The 18793-nt window shown below is 43.0% G+C and carries 14 protein-coding genes, 3 tRNA genes and 1 other RNA gene; 10 read left to right on the top strand and 8 right to left on the bottom strand.

Going from position 1 to position 18793, the window contains the following annotated elements; translation table 11 throughout:
• Nucleotides 1-256 precede the first annotated feature (256 nt).
• From IUZ65_RS11210 to IUZ65_RS11200, 3 genes are all read right to left on the bottom strand, one after another.
• Nucleotides 257-341, bottom strand: a tRNA-Tyr gene (locus IUZ65_RS11210).
• Nucleotides 342-451: 110 nt separating this feature from the next.
• Nucleotides 452-536 (bottom strand) — tRNA-Tyr (locus tag IUZ65_RS11205).
• A 142-nt stretch (nucleotides 537-678) separates the two neighbouring features.
• Nucleotides 679-763: transfer RNA gene (locus tag IUZ65_RS11200), tRNA-Tyr, on the bottom strand.
• A 353-nt stretch (nucleotides 764-1116) separates the two neighbouring features.
• On the opposite strand from IUZ65_RS11200, the gene IUZ65_RS11195 reads away from it, so the two are divergent.
• Nucleotides 1117-2208, top strand: coding sequence for an efflux RND transporter periplasmic adaptor subunit (locus IUZ65_RS11195; RefSeq protein WP_195703807.1), 1092 nt, complete (start codon nucleotides 1117-1119; stop codon nucleotides 2206-2208).
• Nucleotides 2208-5321: a vibriobactin export RND transporter permease subunit VexH gene (gene vexH / locus IUZ65_RS11190; RefSeq protein ID WP_195703806.1), complete on the top strand. Its 3114-nt coding sequence runs from the start codon at nucleotides 2208-2210 to the stop codon at nucleotides 5319-5321. Before IUZ65_RS11195 ends, vexH begins: the two co-directional genes overlap by 1 nt.
• Before the next feature lie 72 nt (nucleotides 5322-5393).
• On the opposite strand, the gene IUZ65_RS11185 is transcribed toward vexH, so the two are convergent.
• Nucleotides 5394-5963, bottom strand: a complete 570-nt coding sequence (locus IUZ65_RS11185; RefSeq protein WP_195703805.1) for an outer membrane beta-barrel protein — start codon at nucleotides 5961-5963, stop codon at nucleotides 5394-5396.
• A gap of 166 nt (nucleotides 5964-6129) precedes the next feature.
• On the opposite strand from IUZ65_RS11185, the gene IUZ65_RS11180 reads away from it, so the two are divergent.
• A complete protein-coding gene (locus IUZ65_RS11180) occupies nucleotides 6130-6588 on the top strand; it encodes an Lrp/AsnC family transcriptional regulator (RefSeq protein WP_195703804.1) in 459 nt (152 codons plus the stop codon).
• Between the two features lie 85 nt (nucleotides 6589-6673).
• On the opposite strand, the gene IUZ65_RS11175 is transcribed toward IUZ65_RS11180, so the two are convergent.
• Both IUZ65_RS11175 and tesB read right to left on the bottom strand, forming a co-directional pair.
• A complete protein-coding gene (locus IUZ65_RS11175; RefSeq protein ID WP_195703803.1) occupies nucleotides 6674-7966 on the bottom strand; it encodes an L-cysteine desulfidase family protein in 1293 nt (430 codons plus the stop codon).
• Between the two features lie 232 nt (nucleotides 7967-8198).
• The gene (tesB, locus tag IUZ65_RS11170) at nucleotides 8199-9059 is read right to left on the bottom strand and encodes an acyl-CoA thioesterase II (protein WP_195703802.1); all 861 of its coding nucleotides are present in this window, start codon (nucleotides 9057-9059) and stop codon (nucleotides 8199-8201) included.
• 101 nt (nucleotides 9060-9160) lie between these two features.
• On the opposite strand from tesB, the gene IUZ65_RS11165 reads away from it, so the two are divergent.
• Nucleotides 9161-9592, top strand: a complete 432-nt coding sequence (locus tag IUZ65_RS11165; protein ID WP_195703801.1) for a YbaY family lipoprotein — start codon at nucleotides 9161-9163, stop codon at nucleotides 9590-9592.
• A 141-nt stretch (nucleotides 9593-9733) separates the two neighbouring features.
• Here IUZ65_RS11165 and IUZ65_RS11160 read toward each other — a convergent pair whose 3' ends face one another.
• Nucleotides 9734-10036 (bottom strand): MGMT family protein, encoded by a 303-nt coding sequence (locus IUZ65_RS11160; protein WP_195703800.1) that lies wholly within the window; start codon nucleotides 10034-10036, stop codon nucleotides 9734-9736.
• Nucleotides 10037-10075: 39 nt separating this feature from the next.
• Between IUZ65_RS11160 and IUZ65_RS11155 the strand changes: the two genes are divergently transcribed.
• Together IUZ65_RS11155 and ffs are read left to right on the top strand one after the other, a co-directional pair.
• The gene (locus tag IUZ65_RS11155) at nucleotides 10076-10669 is read left to right on the top strand and encodes an HAD family hydrolase (protein ID WP_195703799.1); all 594 of its coding nucleotides are present in this window, start codon (nucleotides 10076-10078) and stop codon (nucleotides 10667-10669) included.
• A gap of 154 nt (nucleotides 10670-10823) precedes the next feature.
• An RNA gene (ffs, locus tag IUZ65_RS11150) (signal recognition particle sRNA small type) lies at nucleotides 10824-10920 on the top strand.
• 309 nt (nucleotides 10921-11229) lie between these two features.
• Here the strand turns inward: ffs and IUZ65_RS11145 are convergent.
• Nucleotides 11230-12141 carry a damage-control phosphatase ARMT1 family protein gene (locus tag IUZ65_RS11145; RefSeq protein ID WP_195703798.1) on the bottom strand — a complete coding sequence of 304 codons (912 nt, stop codon included), beginning with the start codon at nucleotides 12139-12141 and terminating at the stop codon, nucleotides 11230-11232.
• Nucleotides 12142-12609: 468 nt separating this feature from the next.
• Between IUZ65_RS11145 and modD the strand changes: the two genes are divergently transcribed.
• The 4 genes from modD (at nucleotide 12610) to nosZ (ending at nucleotide 18789) form a co-directional block, all read left to right on the top strand.
• Nucleotides 12610-13473 carry a ModD protein gene (modD, locus tag IUZ65_RS11140; protein WP_195703797.1) on the top strand — a complete coding sequence of 288 codons (864 nt, stop codon included), beginning with the start codon at nucleotides 12610-12612 and terminating at the stop codon, nucleotides 13471-13473.
• A gap of 128 nt (nucleotides 13474-13601) precedes the next feature.
• Nucleotides 13602-13997 (top strand): VOC family protein, encoded by a 396-nt coding sequence (locus tag IUZ65_RS11135; RefSeq protein ID WP_195703796.1) that lies wholly within the window; start codon nucleotides 13602-13604, stop codon nucleotides 13995-13997.
• A 669-nt stretch (nucleotides 13998-14666) separates the two neighbouring features.
• Nucleotides 14667-16793: a transcriptional regulator NosR gene (gene nosR / locus IUZ65_RS11130; protein ID WP_195703795.1), complete on the top strand. Its 2127-nt coding sequence runs from the start codon at nucleotides 14667-14669 to the stop codon at nucleotides 16791-16793.
• An 88-nt stretch (nucleotides 16794-16881) separates the two neighbouring features.
• Nucleotides 16882-18789: a TAT-dependent nitrous-oxide reductase gene (gene nosZ, locus IUZ65_RS11125; protein ID WP_195703794.1), complete on the top strand. Its 1908-nt coding sequence runs from the start codon at nucleotides 16882-16884 to the stop codon at nucleotides 18787-18789.
• The last annotated feature ends 4 nt before the right edge of the window (nucleotides 18790-18793 follow it).

The raw sequence follows: 18793 nt of genomic DNA, 5'->3' as shown, positions 1-18793 counted from the left end.
AATAATGGTTGATATTAATTACACGTATTGATTAGTAAATCTAATCCGATAGTGTGACGTAAGTTATGACAAAGTAAGGAAAAATCAATATTACTGAACGTTTTACGCTTTCAATACGTCGATGTAATGGGAAGGATGTGACGGAAGTTGAGAAATGCAGAGACATAAAAAGAATGAGTTACATTTATCCGAATCCGGCTACGTATTTTGAGTGTAAACGAAAAAGACCAGCTACAAGAGCTGGTCTTTTAAGATATGGTGGAGGGGGACGGATTCGAACCATCGAAGGCGGAGCCGGCAGATTTACAGTCTGCTCCCTTTGGCCACTCGGGAACCCCTCCAAGGGTATTTAAGATTTAATATATTACTATCAAATCTACGGTTACTCCCAAACGTAACCTTTAAAAAATATTTATATAACTCGTCTAGACAACTATAAAAACTTAAAATATGGTGGAGGGGGACGGATTCGAACCATCGAAGGCGGAGCCGGCAGATTTACAGTCTGCTCCCTTTGGCCACTCGGGAACCCCTCCAGGGTATTTTAGATTAAGATATTACTATCAAATCTACGGTTACTCCCAACTGTAACCTTAAAACGGTAACGCTAAACAGATAAGTTATAAAATTAATGACTTACCTAAACAGATGCAAATAATCAATATGCACCTACAAATATGGTGGAGGGGGACGGATTCGAACCATCGAAGGCGGAGCCGGCAGATTTACAGTCTGCTCCCTTTGGCCACTCGGGAACCCCTCCAGGGTGTTCAGTAACTAGATTCGATTTTCCTAGTCACTTGGTTAGTCCCAATTCTAACCCAGTATTTAACACTTCTTATCATTGGTGAAACCAAGTAAGCCGATGTCAAATAGTGCCTCTAAGCGAGGAGCTGCATAATAGCAAAATCGCTAAAGCTGTAAAGTATTTTATTGGGTTTTTTGTTCGATTGATGTCTTTTTCAACAATGAAGTTAGAAAGTGAACATTTTTCGGCTTTGAACGTATAGATATCTGTGTGCTGACAGATTCTTTGCCCTTCTTTACATAAGTTTACGTCCGTTAGGGCAAGAAGTTGGTAAACTTAAACCCTACGACTTTTTAGAGCCAAAAAAAATGGATAAAAATAATTTAGCGATTCTACTTGTATCTTCAATTCTGTTACTGAATTCGCCGAGCTATGCAGCAGGCCAAGGGAAATCAGCTGGTGCTCGAAAGGCGCAAAGTGTTTTAGTGGTAACAGAAACCGTCGCGACTCACGATATATCTCAAAGTTTGACCTTGGTTGGTAAGCTAGAAGCAGAACAGTCTGTCATCATCTCTCCAGAGGTTTCTGGCAAGGTCAATGCCATTAAGGTATCTGCAAATCAAAAAGTCAAAAAAGGCGATCTTTTAGTCCAGCTTAATGATGATAAGGCGAAGGCATCGATATCCGAAGCCAATGCTTACTTACGAAATGAAAAACGAAAATTGGCCGAGTTTGAACGATTAGCCAAAAAAGGCGCGATTACTCAGACTGAGATTGACGCTCAGAAAGCCAGTGTAGATATCGCGAATGCTCGTTTAGATGCCGCCAATGCCCAGCTAAAAGATTTAAATATTACGGCACCTTTCGATGGAACCGTGGGCTTTATTGATTTTAGTCGGGGAAAAATGGTGAACACAGGGGCCGAGCTGCTCACCTTAGACAACCTTTCAAGTATGAGACTCGATTTGCAGATCCCAGAACGGTTCCTATCGATGCTCTCTACCGGCATGCAAGTGCAAGCAAGCAGCAATGCATGGTCTGCAACGACATTTGAAGGGGAAGTGATTGGAATCGATACTCGCATCAATAGCGAAACGCTAAACCTAAGAGCTCGTATTCGGTTTGATAACGCAGAAAACAAACTTAAACCCGGTATGCTCATGGCGACCCAAGTACACTTTCCGGCTATCGAAGCCCCAATTATTCCTGTTCAAGCACTGCAATACTCAGGCACTAAACGGTACGTGTATGTGATCGATGGAGACAACAAAGCCACAAAGACTGAGGTGTTTTTAGGTGCCCGTGTTGAAAACCAAGTGGTCATTGAGAAAGGGCTCGCGATCGGTGAAAAGATAGTGGTGCAAGGTATCGTGAATATGAGAGATGGTCTTACCGTTCGTGAGCAAGGCGAAAAACCAGAGACCATCGCGAATAAAAAAGCCGACAAGGAACGTGAATAATGTGGTTATCGGATGTATCGGTTAAACGGCCGGTTGCTGCTGTTGTTTTAAGCTTGTTACTTGTGGTGTTCGGTTTGGTCTCGTTCGACCGACTCGCCGTGCGCGAAATGCCAGATATAGAAAGCCCAGTGGTTTCTGTTAGTACGCGTTACGAAGGTGCTTCTGCCACTATCATAGAAAGCCAGATCACCGGGGTAATCGAGGATCAACTGACGGGCATCAGTGGAATTGACGAAATCACCTCGACCACACGTAATGGTTCCTCTCGGATCAAAATCACTTTTGAGCTCGGTTACGATTTAAACACCGGTGTTAGTGATGTACGAGATGCGGTCGCAAGAGCACAACGTGGGTTGCCGGATGAAGCAGATGACCCTCTGGTGTATAAAAATAATGGCAGTGGAGAGGCGTCTGTCTATATCAATTTGAGCTCATCTGAGATGGATAGAACTCAGTTGACGGACTACATAGAAAGGGTACTCATTGATCGGTTTAGCTTAATTACCGGTGTCAGCTCTGTTGATATCTCTGGTGGGCTGTACAAAGTGATGTACGTGAAGCTAAAACCAGCCCTCATGGCGGGACGAGGTGTGACCGCCTCCGATATTACAGCGGCACTGCGCGAGGAAAACTTAGAAAGTCCCGGTGGTGAAGTAAGAAATGATGCCGTTGTCATGTCGGTGAGAACGGCGAGAAGCTATAACGAAGCGAGTGATTTTGAATACTTGGTGGTTAAGCGAGCGAGCGATGGCACACCTATCTACCTTCAAGATGTCGCCGATGTCTTTATTGGTGCCGAAAATGAAAACTCCACGTTTAAGAGCGACGGTGTCGTCAACGTGAGTATGGGTATCGTGCCTCAGTCGGACGCTAATCCGTTGGAGGTGGCCCAACTGGTTCACGCTGAAGTTGATGATATTCAAAAGTTTCTACCCGAAGGTACCCGTTTAGCGATAGATTACGACTCGACGGTGTTTATCGACAGATCTATCTCAGAAGTTTACAACACGTTATTTATCACTGGTGGCTTGGTTATCCTTGTTCTGTATATCTTTATCGGGCAAGCTCGTGCAACTTTGATCCCCGCAATAACCGTTCCCGTATCGTTAATATCCGCCTTCATTTCGGCCTATTTCTTTGGTTTTTCAATTAATCTCATCACCTTGATGGCTTTAATTCTGTCCATTGGTTTGGTGGTGGATGATGCCATTGTGGTGGTGGAGAATATCTTCCACCATATTGAAAACGGTGAGAGCCCCCTTGTTGCCGCTTATAAAGGCACAAGAGAAGTAGGTTTTGCTGTCGTAGCGACTACCTTGGTTTTGGTGATGGTGTTTTTACCTATCTCCTTTATGGATGGCATGGTGGGCTTATTATTTACCGAGTTTTCTGTTCTGCTTTCGATGTCGGTGATCTCATCGTCTCTGATCGCCTTGACGCTCACGCCAGTTTTGGGCAGCAAAATTCTAAAAGCGAATGTAAAGCCAAACGCTTTTAATCGCGTGATAGAGAATCTGTTTTCTAAGCTGGAACGAGGCTATAAATTTCTGCTGAGTAAAGCCATGCGGGTCAGGCTCATCGCGCCTGTGATAATACTGGGTTGCATTGGTGGTAGTTATTACCTGATGGACAACATCCCACAACAGCTGGCCCCACAAGAAGATCGCGGCGTGTTGTTTGCCTTTGTTCGGGGTGCGGACGCAACCAGTTATAACCGTATGTCTGCCAATATGGATCTGGTGGAAGAAAAGTTAATACCGTTGCTGGGCGAGGGTCTATTAAAATCATTTAGTATCCAAACTCCAGCATTTGGTGGTAACGCAGGGGACCAAACTGGTTTTGTCATTATGATCCTAGAAGATTGGAATGACAGGAGCCTTTCGGCAAGTGAAGCCCTTGGCGTGATTCGAAAAGCGCTTACTGGCATACCTGACGCAAGGGTATTCCCCTTTACTCCGGGTTTCCGAGGTGGTTCTAGTGAGCCGGTTCAATATGTATTGGGTGGGTCTGATTACGTTGAACTTCAACAGTGGGCAGAGTTGTTAAAAAATACCGCTGAAGATAGTCCAATAATGGAAGGGTCAGAGATCAACTATTCAGAAAAAACCCCTGAACTGGTTATCACGGTTGATAAACCTAGAGCGGCTGAACTCGGCATAAAGGTCTCCGATATTTCCGATACCTTAGAGATAATGCTTGGTGGTAAAAGTGAGACCACATTTGTGGATAGGGGGGAAGAGTATGATGTTTACCTACGTGGTGATGAGAACAGCTTCAATAATGCCACCGACCTAAGTCAGATCTATATGCGAACGACGTCGGGCGAGTTAGTGACCTTAGATGCCGTGACCAAAATCGAAGAGGTCGCATCGGCGATACGTCTGTCTCATTACAACAAGAAGAAAGCGATTACGGTGACTGCCAATATTAGTGAAGGTTATACCCTCGGTGAAGCCCTCGATTTCTTAGATGATAAAGCGATTGAACTGCTGCCGGGTGATATCTCTATCGACTATTCCGGTGAATCAAAAGAATACAAAGAGAATCAGGCGAGCGTGCTGGTTGTTTTTGCACTAGCATTGCTTGTTGCCTACTTAGTGCTGGCTGCTCAATTTGAAAGCTTCATTAACCCTCTGGTCGTTATGTTTACGGTTCCTATGGGAGTATTTGGCGGCTTTTTAGGGTTGTTTATTATGCAACAAGGGCTGAATATCTACAGTCAAATAGGCATGATAATGTTGATCGGCATGGTTACCAAAAACGGTATTCTGATTGTCGAGTTCACCAATCAGCTTCGAGATCGAGGCATCGAATTTGAAAAAGCAATAATCGATGCTTCGGCGCGCCGTTTACGACCAATATTAATGACTGCGTTTACGACCTTAGCCGGCGCGATACCGTTGATCAGTTCTACTGGCGCGGGTTATGAAAGCCGAATAGCGGTGGGTACTGTTATCTTCTTCGGTATGGCGTTTGCTACATTGGTCACTCTGTTCGTTATTCCGGCTATGTACCGATTGATATCGATTTCAACGCAATCTCCGGGACACGTGGAAGAGGTACTAAACAAAGAACTTTCACTAGAAATAACAAGTCGAAAGAACCACGGATAGGACCACTATCTAGAGTGTAGGTCGGTTAGGTTCCTAGTAGGCTTTACTAGGAACTTAACCATTGCGAAGAAACTATAGTCCCTTGCCGATGGTTAACAAAAATCCATCGTAGTCTGCATCAACCATTAGTCCTGATGTTGCATAGCCATATAAATACTCACCACGTACCCAGAAATCAGAACCAATATCCCACTCAAATCCGGCTCCAATATCAAATACGCCACCAGCTTCAGACGTGGAGTAATCACCATTTGGTAGGCTTCGTGCATCTTGGTAAGCGGATATAGCCGAGGTCTTTACGTAGAGCTTGATAGGCGAGTCGCCCAACTTGTCGCTGATTAGGATAGCCGATACCCCAAGTTGAAAAACATCCATCTTTATCGTTTTTGCTTTGTTTTGGTTCTCGGAATAACGGAGAAATCCATCAAAGATGAGGTTGTCGTTATAGTATTTTCCTCCTCCAATAGTAAATGATGGGTTTTTATATACGGTATTACTCTCCGCCCATGAAGGAGAAAACCCTACGTCACCTATGCCCAAATAGACATAGTCTTTATTCGTCGGTGTTTGCTGCGCCAGCACAGGAAGTGAAACGAATGTGATTAATAGTGGTGTCAGCACAAATTGACGTAACGGTTTCATGGGTAACCTTTTTTGTGAATAAAACAGAGATAAGAAGTTTAATTGTGAATGAGAGAAAAAGTAAGTCAAAAAGTAGAGCAATTTTTGTAGAGGTGGACAATAAAAGTTATAATTATTCTAGGTATTGAGGTTTATGTAAAAATTTTTTCTAAAAAATGAGGATTTCATGGAACTGGATAAGACAGACAGAAAGCTATTGTCTATGTTGCAAGTAGACAGCACCTTATCACTTAATGCGTTAGCCGAAGCGGTTAACCTAACAACAACGCCTTGTTGGAAAAGGTTGAAAAAACTGGAAGACAATGGGGTGATAAGTAAGCGGGTTGCCCTGTTAAACCCAGAAAAGCTGGGGCTTTTATTTACCGCCTTTGTTCTTATCAAAACCAGTAATCATTCACATGAATGGTATAGCCATTTTGTCGAGACGGTGACCCCTTTTCCTGAGGTGATGGAGTTTTATCGCATGGCCGGAGAGTATGACTACATGATGAAGGTGCAGGTGGAAGATATGAAGTGTTTCGACCTATTTTATAAAAAGATGGTCAACAGCGTCGAAGGCATATCCAATGTGACGTCCACCTTTGCAATGGAACCATTAAAGTACACAACGGCGTTACCACTCTAATCAAATACCTTTAATGATTAACAATTGCAAATAAGTGCTCGCCCGTTGTTAGGTGAGCACATCTACTGGTACGAATTGAGAATGACTACTTGTTGACCATAATATCTAGGATCTGCACATCGGTTTGTTTCATAGAGCCATTAACGAGTGCGGACAGATTGCGAATAGTGTCATCAACATCGTCTGCGACAATACCTTCATTTTGAGTGACTCGAACACCATCAATCGCCATTAGAGCCGCTTTTACCGCTGCGCCAGCAGAAGAAGAAACCTTCATCGCGCAACCGGGTTTTGCACCATCGCAAATCATGCCAGAGATATCACCAATCATGTTGGAGATAGCGTAACTAATCTGCTTGAAATCGCCGCCTAGCAACCACGTCATGCCTGAGACAGAACCCATTCCGGCGGTGGTAGTTGAGCATAATGCTGAGAGCTTGTCTTGGTGGCTTTTGATATAGATAGCCATAAGGCTAGCCAGCATCAGAGCTCTAATACTCGCTTCTCTATCTGCTTTAAGAAACTGAGCCGTGACAAGTACCGGCATGGTTGCCGCTATCCCTTGGTTCCCTGAACCTGAGTTACTCATGGCAGGTAACATCGCACCATCCATTCTTGCGTCTGCAGCGGAAGAAGTACGGGTTAACACCTCGGTTAATAAGCCGCCAGACAACAACCCTCTATCAACGTTACGTTGAAAGGTTGCCCCTATTTGCAGCCCGTAATCGTTAGAAAGTCCTTCTACAGAAAGCTTATCGTTGAGTTGTCCTGCTGCTTCTATAAATTCAATGTCGCTTAGGGGCGCATGGATCGCGTAATCAAAGATGTCTTTAGCGTTGGCATCTTGGAAAGGATTGATGAGTCCTTGATGAGACTGCTCATGATCGATGTTTAATGCTGGAACATAGATAGCAATCCCGTTCTCTTCAATGGATACCACGTTAGTGTGTCCATCCGCGATGGTCACTGATACGGTTTTTTCTCCATCAAACACACTGACTTTTGAATAAAGGACATTGGTTACATCGGCCACACCAACGTGTACGCAACCGTTATCAATCAATGCTTTTGCTTTATCGACATCAACCGGAGTGATATTTTTAAGCACTTCAAGTCCCGCATTCGGGTCTCCTGCAAAAGCGCCGACAGCGGCGGCAATGGATAGACCAACCATACCAGTTCCCGGAACGCCTACGCCCATGCCATTTTTCATAAGATTAGGAGAGACAAACGCTGAGATGTTTTGAGGTTGACCAGAGAGTTTCTCCATTGCGATAGAAGCGGCTAGTGCAATGGCAACAGGCTCTGTGCAACCAAGAGCCGGAACAACTTCTTTTTTGACTGTCTCTGTAAACTGATTCCAAAGGTGTCTTTTCATCTGATTCTCACTCACTAATTGGCTTGTTGTTTTTATAGAGTAAGAATAAGCTTTTTTTCGGGGAATTATTTTGCTTTATTGCTTCAAAAGTAGTCACAAGAGAGGACTATTTTCTCCTTTTATAGGTAAATGGATAAATAAATAGTGATGGGCGCTCGGTTGAGGGAAAAGAGCACTCGCGAGCATCGTCGCGAATGCTTGTGTTTATTAATGTATTTATCTTCAATTCAAATTATTTGGTAAATCTCATGACACCTTCTTGAATCGCGGATGCGACTAGATGACCTTCTTGATTGTATATTTCACCGCGAACGAGTCCACGGGCGTTACTTGCTGTCGGGCTTTCAATAGAGAAAAGCAGCCACTCGTCCATCTTAAAAGGTCGATGGAACCACATGGAATGGTCAATCGTCGCCACCTGAAAGTTGGGTGTCATCAATGTAGTTTTGTGAGGGTGCATGGCAGTTACAAGAAAGCCCCAATCGGAAGCATACGCAAGAAGGTACTGATGAATGAGTTGATTATCTGGTACACTGCCGTTGGCCTTTATCCATAGATACTGTTTGGGTTCGGCTTTAACAGGCTTTAGGGGATTAATCACCGTCACGGGGCGAACCTCGATAGGCTTTTCCCCACAGAAAATTTGCTTGATTTTTTCTGGTAGAAAATCGGCAATCTGATTGGCAAGCTCTGTTTCTGACACGAAATTTTCTGGACCGGGAATATCAGGCATGCTGTTTTGGTGGTCGAATCCCTCTGCATCGCCATGATAAGAAGCGGTTAGATAAAAAATCGGGCGGCCATTCTGTATCGCCTTTACACGTCTTGTGCTTAAGCTCTTTCCGTCCCGTAGATTTTCCACGTCATAGATAATCGGTTTTTCGGGATTGCCAGGCAAAAGAAAATAGCTGTGAAAAGAGTGCACCTTTCGATCATTAGGCACCGTATACCGTGCAGCCGATAAAGCCTGACCGATGACCTGTCCCCCGTATACCTGCGGTAAGCCTAAGTTTTCGCTTTGGCCTCTGAATAATTCATTTTCTAATTGTTCTAACTGCAAAAGTTCTAACAGCTCGTTGAGAGGCTTACTCATATCATCTCCGTCATTGTTTTGTTAATTGTATGCCATTAACTGGATTTTATTTTAGGTTATTCTTATGCTTGCTAGCAAGTAGCTAACTCTAAAGAGGCTTTATGAAAAAGACACTAATTTTGGTTTTATCAATGGTAATGGGTTTTGCGTTGTTAGGTTGTGAATCAACTAAACAAGCGCCGGAACAAAAAGAAGTCATGATGGAATCAATCAAAGGCAATATCAGCTACCGACAAAGAGTGGCATTACCACCGAATGCAGTGGTGACCGTTACATTGGAAGATATATCCTTAATGGATGTCGCAGCAAAAAAAATGGCTCAGCAAACTTTTACCACCGATGGAACCCAGGTTCCATTTGATTTTGAATTGAGTTATGACGCGAATGAGATTGAAGCCAAGCATAGGTATAGCGTTCGAGCAACGATACATGTGAATGATACCTTGCGATTCACTACGGATACCGCATACCAAGTCATTACCGATGAGTCTCAAACAAAACAGGTAGACTTAAATTTGGTTGCGGTTCGTTAGCCCGCATAATGCACAATATGTTAACCGCTGCCATCATTCCTATTTTCGTGTAATGCGATTGGGTTAGTGCTAAATACTTCGGCATTTCCGTGAAAACGGGAATCTTGGTGATATTAGATCCCCATTACCATGGGGATGACGCTATAGTCGCCACTTATACGTTTTAAGGCTAACCCTTCCCATTTCACTCACTTGCACACCATCTTTTTCAAGCTGTTCTTTCTGCCTTGCAAAACTGTCACCTTTTAATGATATTTTACCTGCACTGTTGATCACTCTAAACCAGGGCAGCGTTGAGTCTTTCGGTAGGTTTGAAAGTGCTTTACCAACATGTCGAGCGTAACCGGGGTAACCCGCCATTTTTGCAATTTCACCATAGGTCGAGACCTTCCCTGATGGAATTTGGTGAATGACAACAAAGATTTGTGCTAGAAATTGATCCATACTGATACAGTTTTATCTTATACAGTGAATAGGTGTCCTATGTTTGAAGTCATTCTATTTGATTTGGGAAGAGTTGTCGTTGGCTTAGGTGATTCGCCGGTACCTAAGTGTTGGTTGAAAGCTGAAAATTCGATGTCAATCGAAGCATGGTTTACCTCCAAATTTGGTCAAAAATTCGAAAAAGGGCAGATATCCGCTGTCGAGTTTACGACCCAGTTTAAACAGCAATTCGAATTAGAGCAGAGCATCGAAGAGATCATGGAGGCTTTTACCGCGTGGCCAACGGGCATCTTTCCAACTATGCCGCAGACGCTTACTGAATTACGGGGTCGTTACCATCTCGCGGTGTTAAGTAATACCAATGAACTGCATTTCCCAAGATTGATTGAGGAGTTTGGTGTAGCAGAGTATTTCGATACTATTTTTGTTTCTCACCACATGCATAAAGCCAAGCCAGAAAGGGCGGCCTTTGAACATGTGCTCGACGTGTTAGAAGTTGCCCCTGATAAAGTTCTTTTTTTAGACGATAACCGACAAAATATAGAATCGGCCGCATCTTTAGGGATTATCAGTGTACAAGTTTGTGGTGAAGAACAAGTGATTCAAGCGCTTAAAGATAAAGGTGCGCTGTAAATTAGCCATGTGAGGGCTCTGAGCGAGCAATAAATAGCCACTTAATCAACAAAGGCTAAAATTACGAAACAGATGACTTGCAATGCAATTATAGATAGCCGATAATCCTTCGCACTCGCTAGTCACCGTACTAACGAAACAGAATCTATGGAGGCCCTGGTCCTCCCGCAACAATACCTTGTTTAATTGGTCAGATCCGGAAGGAAGCAGCCAGGGCGAGTGACTTGTGTGCCGGGATGTGGCTGGGGCTTCCACCCATCTAGCGTTTGTAAAACTTCATCTATAGCACCAAAAATCAACCCGTTAGCACTACAATCCCCGACAAGAACACGACCTACAAAGATCAATAACTTAATGCCAGTATTGTCATGAATATACAGAATATTATAAATATTGATGTGTGGTGATTTGTAAAAATTGGAAATTGAAGGGACATACACTTCTGGAAACATGCATGATCGAACATCTTGGGCATGTATGTTTAATGTGGGTAACGAAGGGCTTAGATTATCGTCTGACCACTTTTTAGAGGTGTATGTCCTCGTAAGTAATCCGAAAGATTAACTAACACCTTCAACCATACTATTTAATTTCTGACCTGCTTTATCCCTTAATTTTGAAGTGGTTGTGACTATCCAATCACCAACGTTATAGCCATAGGCTTCAGCGATCACGATACATTTTATTTGAGTTAGGAAGTAAACTTGCCTATCGGTCGTGTTGAGAGATTCAAAGTTTGCTTGTCCTTTTGCTATAACGATATCCGCAGCATTGAAGTGCGCGAGAAATGATGGTGAACATTGATGCAATAACGTTCCTGGTGCATCAGTACCATTATCAATGACGTCAGCAAGCTTATCTATTCCAGCGTCAACGGCATCAACAGCAATGGCATCGTTAATAACTGGGGACGCTTTTACGGCGTAGGTGACATCAAGGTGTGGCGGTAATTGTTCGATAAGAAAACGGTCAAATACGGTTTCACCAACATTATCAGCCAGAATCAGAACACGCTTAGCCTTATGCAGTTCCAGCCTCAATTGTTCAACGGTATTCGAATCGATAGGGTGGCTTAACGCTTTGTCGAAAGACGCATTTATCTTATGGTCATCCCATACAGACATCAAAGCAAAATCGAGAATGTTGCCTGCTATAGCAAAACGCACTGCGACCTCGAAAGGATTATCGCTCTGTTCAAGATGTTTTAATACGTCTGGAACGAGTGTTAGGGCAACTCGAGTTGAATTCTTTTTAATTTGCAGATAGGGGTCATCACTGCCTACCTCTTGACGTAAAATTCGATGAATATGTTGTCCCATTTCCGGAGGTGACAGGTCAAGATTGAAGTCAGCCAAACTGCCCGCAATACGTTTAAGTGCTTGACCAATTAGCTGCTCGTCGTTGCTTATTTGACGGCCGGCTTCTAAAGCTTGACGCATAAAGCATGGGATACAATCTAGGCTACTTCTCATTTTTTTCTCCGGTGTGACTTTTCCAACTATTCTTTCTTATGGGTATAGACATCATTGACAACCACTTGGTCATTATTCAACCCGACAGTAAAATTGAAATTTATTAGATAGTAGTCCCATTTATAGAATAAATAAAGAACAACAAACATTAAAAAATAAAGTTTTTTATGGTGTTGAATTGAAATTTTAAAATAAAAATAAACCATAAGTAATTGATTAATATTAGTTATTGTCATATGATAATAACTAATATTAGGTTGTTAATAAATTTTTAATGTTGAACTTGTTAATGTAAAGATTATCAATTTTCTATGAGATAAATTGTAACTGATTGTTTATGTTGTATTTTTATTTTAAATTATTTTAAATTATTTTTTATAGTTAATGTTGTGATTTAAATGAAATCATTGCATTAATATTTGGTTTTTATTAGTGGAAGGTCATGATTATTTAGAGGTGGTAGGATTGATGATTTATTTTTCTGATGCTGAATTAGATGCATTTTTACTTGAAGATGTGTATCGAGGGGATATAACCACGCGCTCGTTAGGTATAGGCAATGTACCAAGTAAAATTGTATTTAACCGAAAAACTTCCGGAAGAGTGGCAGGCGTGTACGTTGCTCAGGCACTTTTAGTTAAGTTAGGTCTTGATGTGACGCTTTTTGTTGACGATGGTAACGATGTAAAAGCGGGTACAACGCTCATTGAAGCAAAGGGGAGCGGCGAGCGTATTCAACAGGCATGGAAGGTTGTTCAGGTGATTCTTGAGTGGTGCTGCGGTGTGGCTCAATATACGGCAGAAATGGTCGCGAGTGTAAAATCTATAAACCAGAATGCGATAGTGGCGTGTACCAGAAAAACGATTCCGGGTACGCGTAAACTGGCCACAGTGGCCGTACTTGCTGGCGGCGGCCGCATTCACCGAGCCGGGTTAAGTGAATCAGTGCTTGTCTTTACTAACCACAGAAATTTGTTAGAAAACCCAGAGGACTGGGCCTCTCAGGTTTCAAGCATAAGACGAAACAATCCCGAGATTAAAGTGACCATTGAAGCGGACCATTTAGAGATGGTGGAAGAACAAGTTCTCGCAAAACCAGATATCATTCAATTAGACAAATTCTCCACTCATGATGTACTGGCTGCGCAAAAAATAGTTGAGGAGTCGGGTTATTCGATTCAACTTTCAATCGCGGGTGGGGTAAATAAGTCGAACGCTGCTGAGTTTGCTAAGACTGGTGTGTCATTATTTATTACCTCTGCTCCCTATTATGCGGGGCCGGATGATATCAAGGTGTTTATTACTCCTGAATTGATAAAGCCGATATCATAGCAGCGAAAAAGACGGCTTTCGCCTACGAACTTAATGAGTGTTAGTGTTAAGAACGTATTACTTCTAGACATCGATAGATGAAAATTCTAAATTGAATCAGTAATTTCAAAGCAACTAAAAGGAAGTGTATGTTTAGTCATATGATGATCGGTACGAATGATGTAGCTCGTTCAAAAAAATTCTACGATGCCATAATGAAAGTTCTTGGTTACAGCGAAGGTATAATGGATGAAAAAGGGCGCTGTATGTATCTCAGCCCATCAGGTGTGCTTGGATTAACTAAACCAATTGATGGAGAAGATGCAAGTCATGGGAACGGTATGACAATAGGTTTCTTAGCGGACAGCCCTGAGGTCGTCAATAAATGGCATCGTATTGGTATAGAAAATGGGGGGACCGCAATAGAGGAGCCACCAGGTGTTCGCAGTACAGCAGTGCGTAGATTATATTTAGCTTACTTACGTGACCCTGATGGAAATAAAATTTGCACCACACATTTCCTGCCAAATGAAAGTGCGGCCTAACAGATAATGATAAATGTCCCGTAATCGGTATTTTATCTGGAAGCTAGCAAGAACTGATGGGACATACACTTTTGGGATAAAACATGACCAACCATCTTGGTCATGTTTTTTGTGTAGATAACGAAAGGAATAGATTACCGTTTTACGACTTTTTAGAGCTGTATGTCCTCGTAAATACGGACACTTAGCAAGAAATGCCAACATTCATTCATTAGATGTTTAATAAGTCACCAATGCTTGGGCTACAGAAACGTTGAACATCATATATAGTACCTAAATCAAAGCGATGAACGTCAGTCTTTAGAAGTGAACTGTCGATTAACCGCCCGTCAATGATGCTACCGTTTCAATGCAAGTGACGGAACAGTGGGCAGAGGTCGTATTGGCTAAGACTTAAATTGGCGTGACGTTTATTGATATAAATCATTATTAGTACAAGTTTTTGAATCCGATGACGGTAACATAGAGGTCTTTCACATCAATTGAATAGAAATTATCTTTCTAACGTGGGTAGCTCCTATTATGAGCGCTACCGCCTTGCCCTTTACATATTATCCACACTATCATTACATGTGTTACAACCATGCAACATGGCGTTTGGTAAAATATGACTATGAGTAAATGTATGAACAATGATCAACCAGCGTTGATTTTGCCCGGAGCAAAAGAATGAGAAACGCCTTCACTACGTTAATGTCTTCCTTTGGTTTACTGTTCGTTCTGTTTAATGTGCTTTTTTCGTATTCTGCGCATGCGCTTTTTGTGAGCCCAGCGAAAGACCCTATACCACTTATACAAGAAGCCTTGCCTCAGTATACTTCCATCTCGGAGAAAGAAGGCGAGTTGTTATTACGTACCATCAAGAATGGTGACGAGGTGCTCGGTTATGCATTCGAAACCAATGATATCGCTCGGATCCCCGCCTATTCAGGTGAGCCTGTTAATATGCTGGTTATCATCGACCCTGAAGGTCAATATCTGGCATCTAAAGTACTCGAGCATCATGAACCGATAATTCTGGCGGGCATACCCGAGAAAAAACTGTGGGATTTTAGCGACCAGTATGTGGGGTTGTCGGTAAAGGATCGTATTAAGGTCGGGGGTAAACCAAACCAAAATTATATACCTATTGATGGGTTGTCTGGTGCCACAGTGACGGTAATGGTAATGAACGTGGCAATCACTAAAGCCGCCACAAAAGCCGCAGAATCGTTAGGGATCATCAAAGCATCGAGAGGCATTATCCAGCCTAAATCGACGATCAAGCAGGACGTATACAGCCAAAAAAATTGGTTGGAACTCACGGGTGATGGCTCGATTAGAAAGCTATTTTTAGATAATAAGTCGGTGCAACAAGCTTTTGAGGGAACATTAGGTGCAGACGTTGATACGGTTGCGGACAGTAAGAAAGATGAGATGTTCGCGGAACTCTATTATGCAATAGCTGACATTCCGACTATTGGCAAAAACTTGTTCGGAGAATCCGAATACCTGTGGTTAACGAAAGACTTGAAAGAAGGCGAGCACCTTATCGCGGTATTCGGCAACGGATACTCTTACAAAGGTTCTGGCTATGTTAGAGGTGGGATCTTTGACCGAATTCAGGTTCAACAAAATGACGACGAAATTTCTTTTCGCGATTTAGATCATACTCGTATTACCGATCTGTACAGCGAAGGTGCCCCTCGCTTTAGAGAGATGTCGGTCTTTAAGGTTCAAGCCCATTTTGAATTTGATCCTGGTGCAAGTTGGCAGGTGGCACTGTTGGTTCGCAGACAGACAGGACCCATTGACAGTGTATTCACCAGTTTTAAAGGCAGTTACGATACGTTAGAGCAGTACGTAGATACGCCACCGGCGATCATACCACCACCTGAGTTGACCTTGACACAACAAGTGTGGCAAGAGAAACAGGTGACCGTCGTGTTGCTTTCCATCTTGATAGTGGTGCTTATACTTATCCTATTTTTTCAAGATATACTGGTTAAGCATCCCACATTTATGCACCGCTTACGTCACGGTTTTCTCGCCATTACCGTGGTGTTTATTGGTTGGCAATGGGGGGGGCAGTTATCCGTAGTGAATGTATTTACCTTTCTTCACGCTTTCTTGAAAGATTTTTCTTGGGATCTTTTCTTACTTGACCCTGTGATTTTTATCTTGTGGTCGGCCGCCGCGGTCACCATCTTGCTGTGGGGAAGAGCCGTATATTGTGGTTGGCTGTGTCCCTTTGGTGCATTGCAAGAGCTGATCAATCAGTTTGCTCGGTACGTTAAGATTCCACAGGTTGAACTTCCGTGGGCCGTGCATGAGCGGTTATGGGCGATAAAGTATCTGATTTTACTCGGTTTGTTTGCCTTGTCTCTGGATTCTATCGCGCTGGCGGAACAGTTCGCAGAGATAGAACCCTTTAAAACCACCTTTTTACTGAAATTCGATAGAGAGTGGCCGTTCGTGTTGTGGGCCGTGCTTATCCTATTCGTCAATTTGTTTAATCGTAAAACCTTCTGCCGTTATTTGTGCCCACTTGGCGCAGCGTTGTCAGTATCAAACAGTGTACGTTTATTCGACTGGCTTAAACGCCGTCCTGATTGTGGAACACCATGTCATATCTGTGCTAAAGAGTGTGAAATTCAAGCCATTCAGCCTGATGGTGTGATCAACATGCGTGAATGCCATTACTGTTTGGATTGTCAAATTACCTATTCGAACGACCAAAAATGTCCGCCATTGAAAAAAATAGCTTACAAAAAAAGGAAACGTAGTTCCTCTGAAATCTTAGTAAAAGAGATATAACAATAATAGGAATCACATCAGCAAGCTGTCGTTGTGGTTCATGATATTTAAGTGTTAATACCTTACATGAAATGAATGGAGACTTACCATGAGTGAAGATAAAATCGATCAGGTTAATGATAATGCCCCCGTCGATGGCTCCCCTGTTGATACTGAACGCCGTAAATTTTTTGGCAAAAGTGCCGCGATTGGACTAGGCGTCGCGGCTGCCCCAATGACGGCGGCTATGTTTGCTTCAATGGCGAAGGCACAGGCTGCCGATATAAAGAATAGTGCGGTGGTTCACCCTGGTGATTTAGACGAGTATTACGGTTTCTGGAGTGGTGGCCACTCTGGGGAGGTACGTATACTCGGTATCCCTTCAATGAGAGAACTGATGCGAATTCCTGTGTTCAACACAGACAGCGCAACAGGCTGGGGGTTAACGAATGAAAGTCGACGTATCAAAGGCGACAGTGCTAACGTTCTGGTCGGTGATTCCCATCATCCGCATATGAGCATGACGGATGGTCGCTATAACGGGAAATATGTCTTCATCAATGATAAAGCTAACTCCCGTGTTGCGCGTATTCGTTGTAATGTAATGAAGTGCGATAAAATGCTTACCGTACCTAACGTGCAAGCCATCCACGGGCTGCGCGTACAGAAAGCACCTTACACAAAGTATGTTATTTGTAATAGTGAGTTTGAGATTCCAATGAATAATGATGGCAAAGCCACATTGGAAGACACCAGCACCTATCGATCTCTATTTAATGTTATTGATGCAGAAGAAATGGTTGTCGCATTTCAGGTCATGGTAGACGGTAACTTGGATAATACTGACGCCGACTTTGACGGTAAATATTTTGCTTCTACCTGCTACAACACCGAAATGGGGATGAACCTAAATGACATGATTTCAGCAGAGCGTGATCATGTTGTGGTGTTTAGTTTAGAACGCTGTGAAGCCGCGTTGAAAGCGGGCGAATTTAAAACGTACAATGGTAACGATGTGCCGGTTCTTGATGGTCGCAAAGGGTCAAAATTAACGCGCTATATACCGGTTCCGAAATCGCCTCATGGATTGAATACCTCATCGGACGGTAAGTATTTTGTTGCGAATGGTAAACTATCGCCAACGGTTTCGATTATCGCTATCTCAAAATTAGACGACTTATTTAGCGACAAGATCAAACCGAGAGATACCATTGTTGCCGAACCAGAGCTTGGATTGGGTCCACTTCATACGGCATTTGATAATCGAGGAAACGCCTATACAACGTTATTCCTTGATAGTCAGATAGCAAAATGGAACGTAGAAGATGCCATCAAAGCGCATAACGGCGAAAAGGTAAATTACGTTCGCCAGAAACTCGATGTGCATTATCAGCCCGGTCATAACCATACATCCATGGGTGAGACGAGAGATGCGGATGGTAAATGGCTCGTATCGCTTTGTAAATTCTCGAAAGATAGATTTTTACCTGTCGGTCCCTTGCATCCAGAGAATGATCAGCTAATCGATATTTCTGGCGATGAAATGAAGCTGGTTCATGACGGCCCAACCTATGCTGAACCGCATGACTGTATCATCGTACACCGTAGTAAGGTGAAGCCCGATAAACTCTGGACCAGAGAAGACCCAATATTTGCAGAGACATTGGAAATCGCGAAAAAAGATGGCGTGAATGTACTTGGTGAAAGCAAGGTGGTTCGTGACGGAAATAAGGTTCGTGTGTACATGATTTCGGTTGCTCCGATATTCGGATTGAACGAGTTTAAAGTGAAGCTTGGCGATGAAGTCACGGTCATCATAACCAACCTTGATATGGTCGAAGACGTAAGCCATGGCTTCTGTATGACCAACCACGGTGTTCAAATGGAGATCAGTCCTCAGGCCACCGCCTCTATAACCTTTATAGCCGATAAACCAGGTGTTCATTGGTATTACTGTAACTGGTTCTGCCATGCACTTCATATGGAGATGCGCGGACGCATGCTCGTTGAAGCGTAATACG

Source organism: Vibrio sp. VB16, from assembly GCF_015594925.2.
Taxonomy (GTDB): domain Bacteria; phylum Pseudomonadota; class Gammaproteobacteria; order Enterobacterales; family Vibrionaceae; genus Vibrio.
This window is presented reverse-complemented; position numbering and strand designations above follow the sequence as displayed.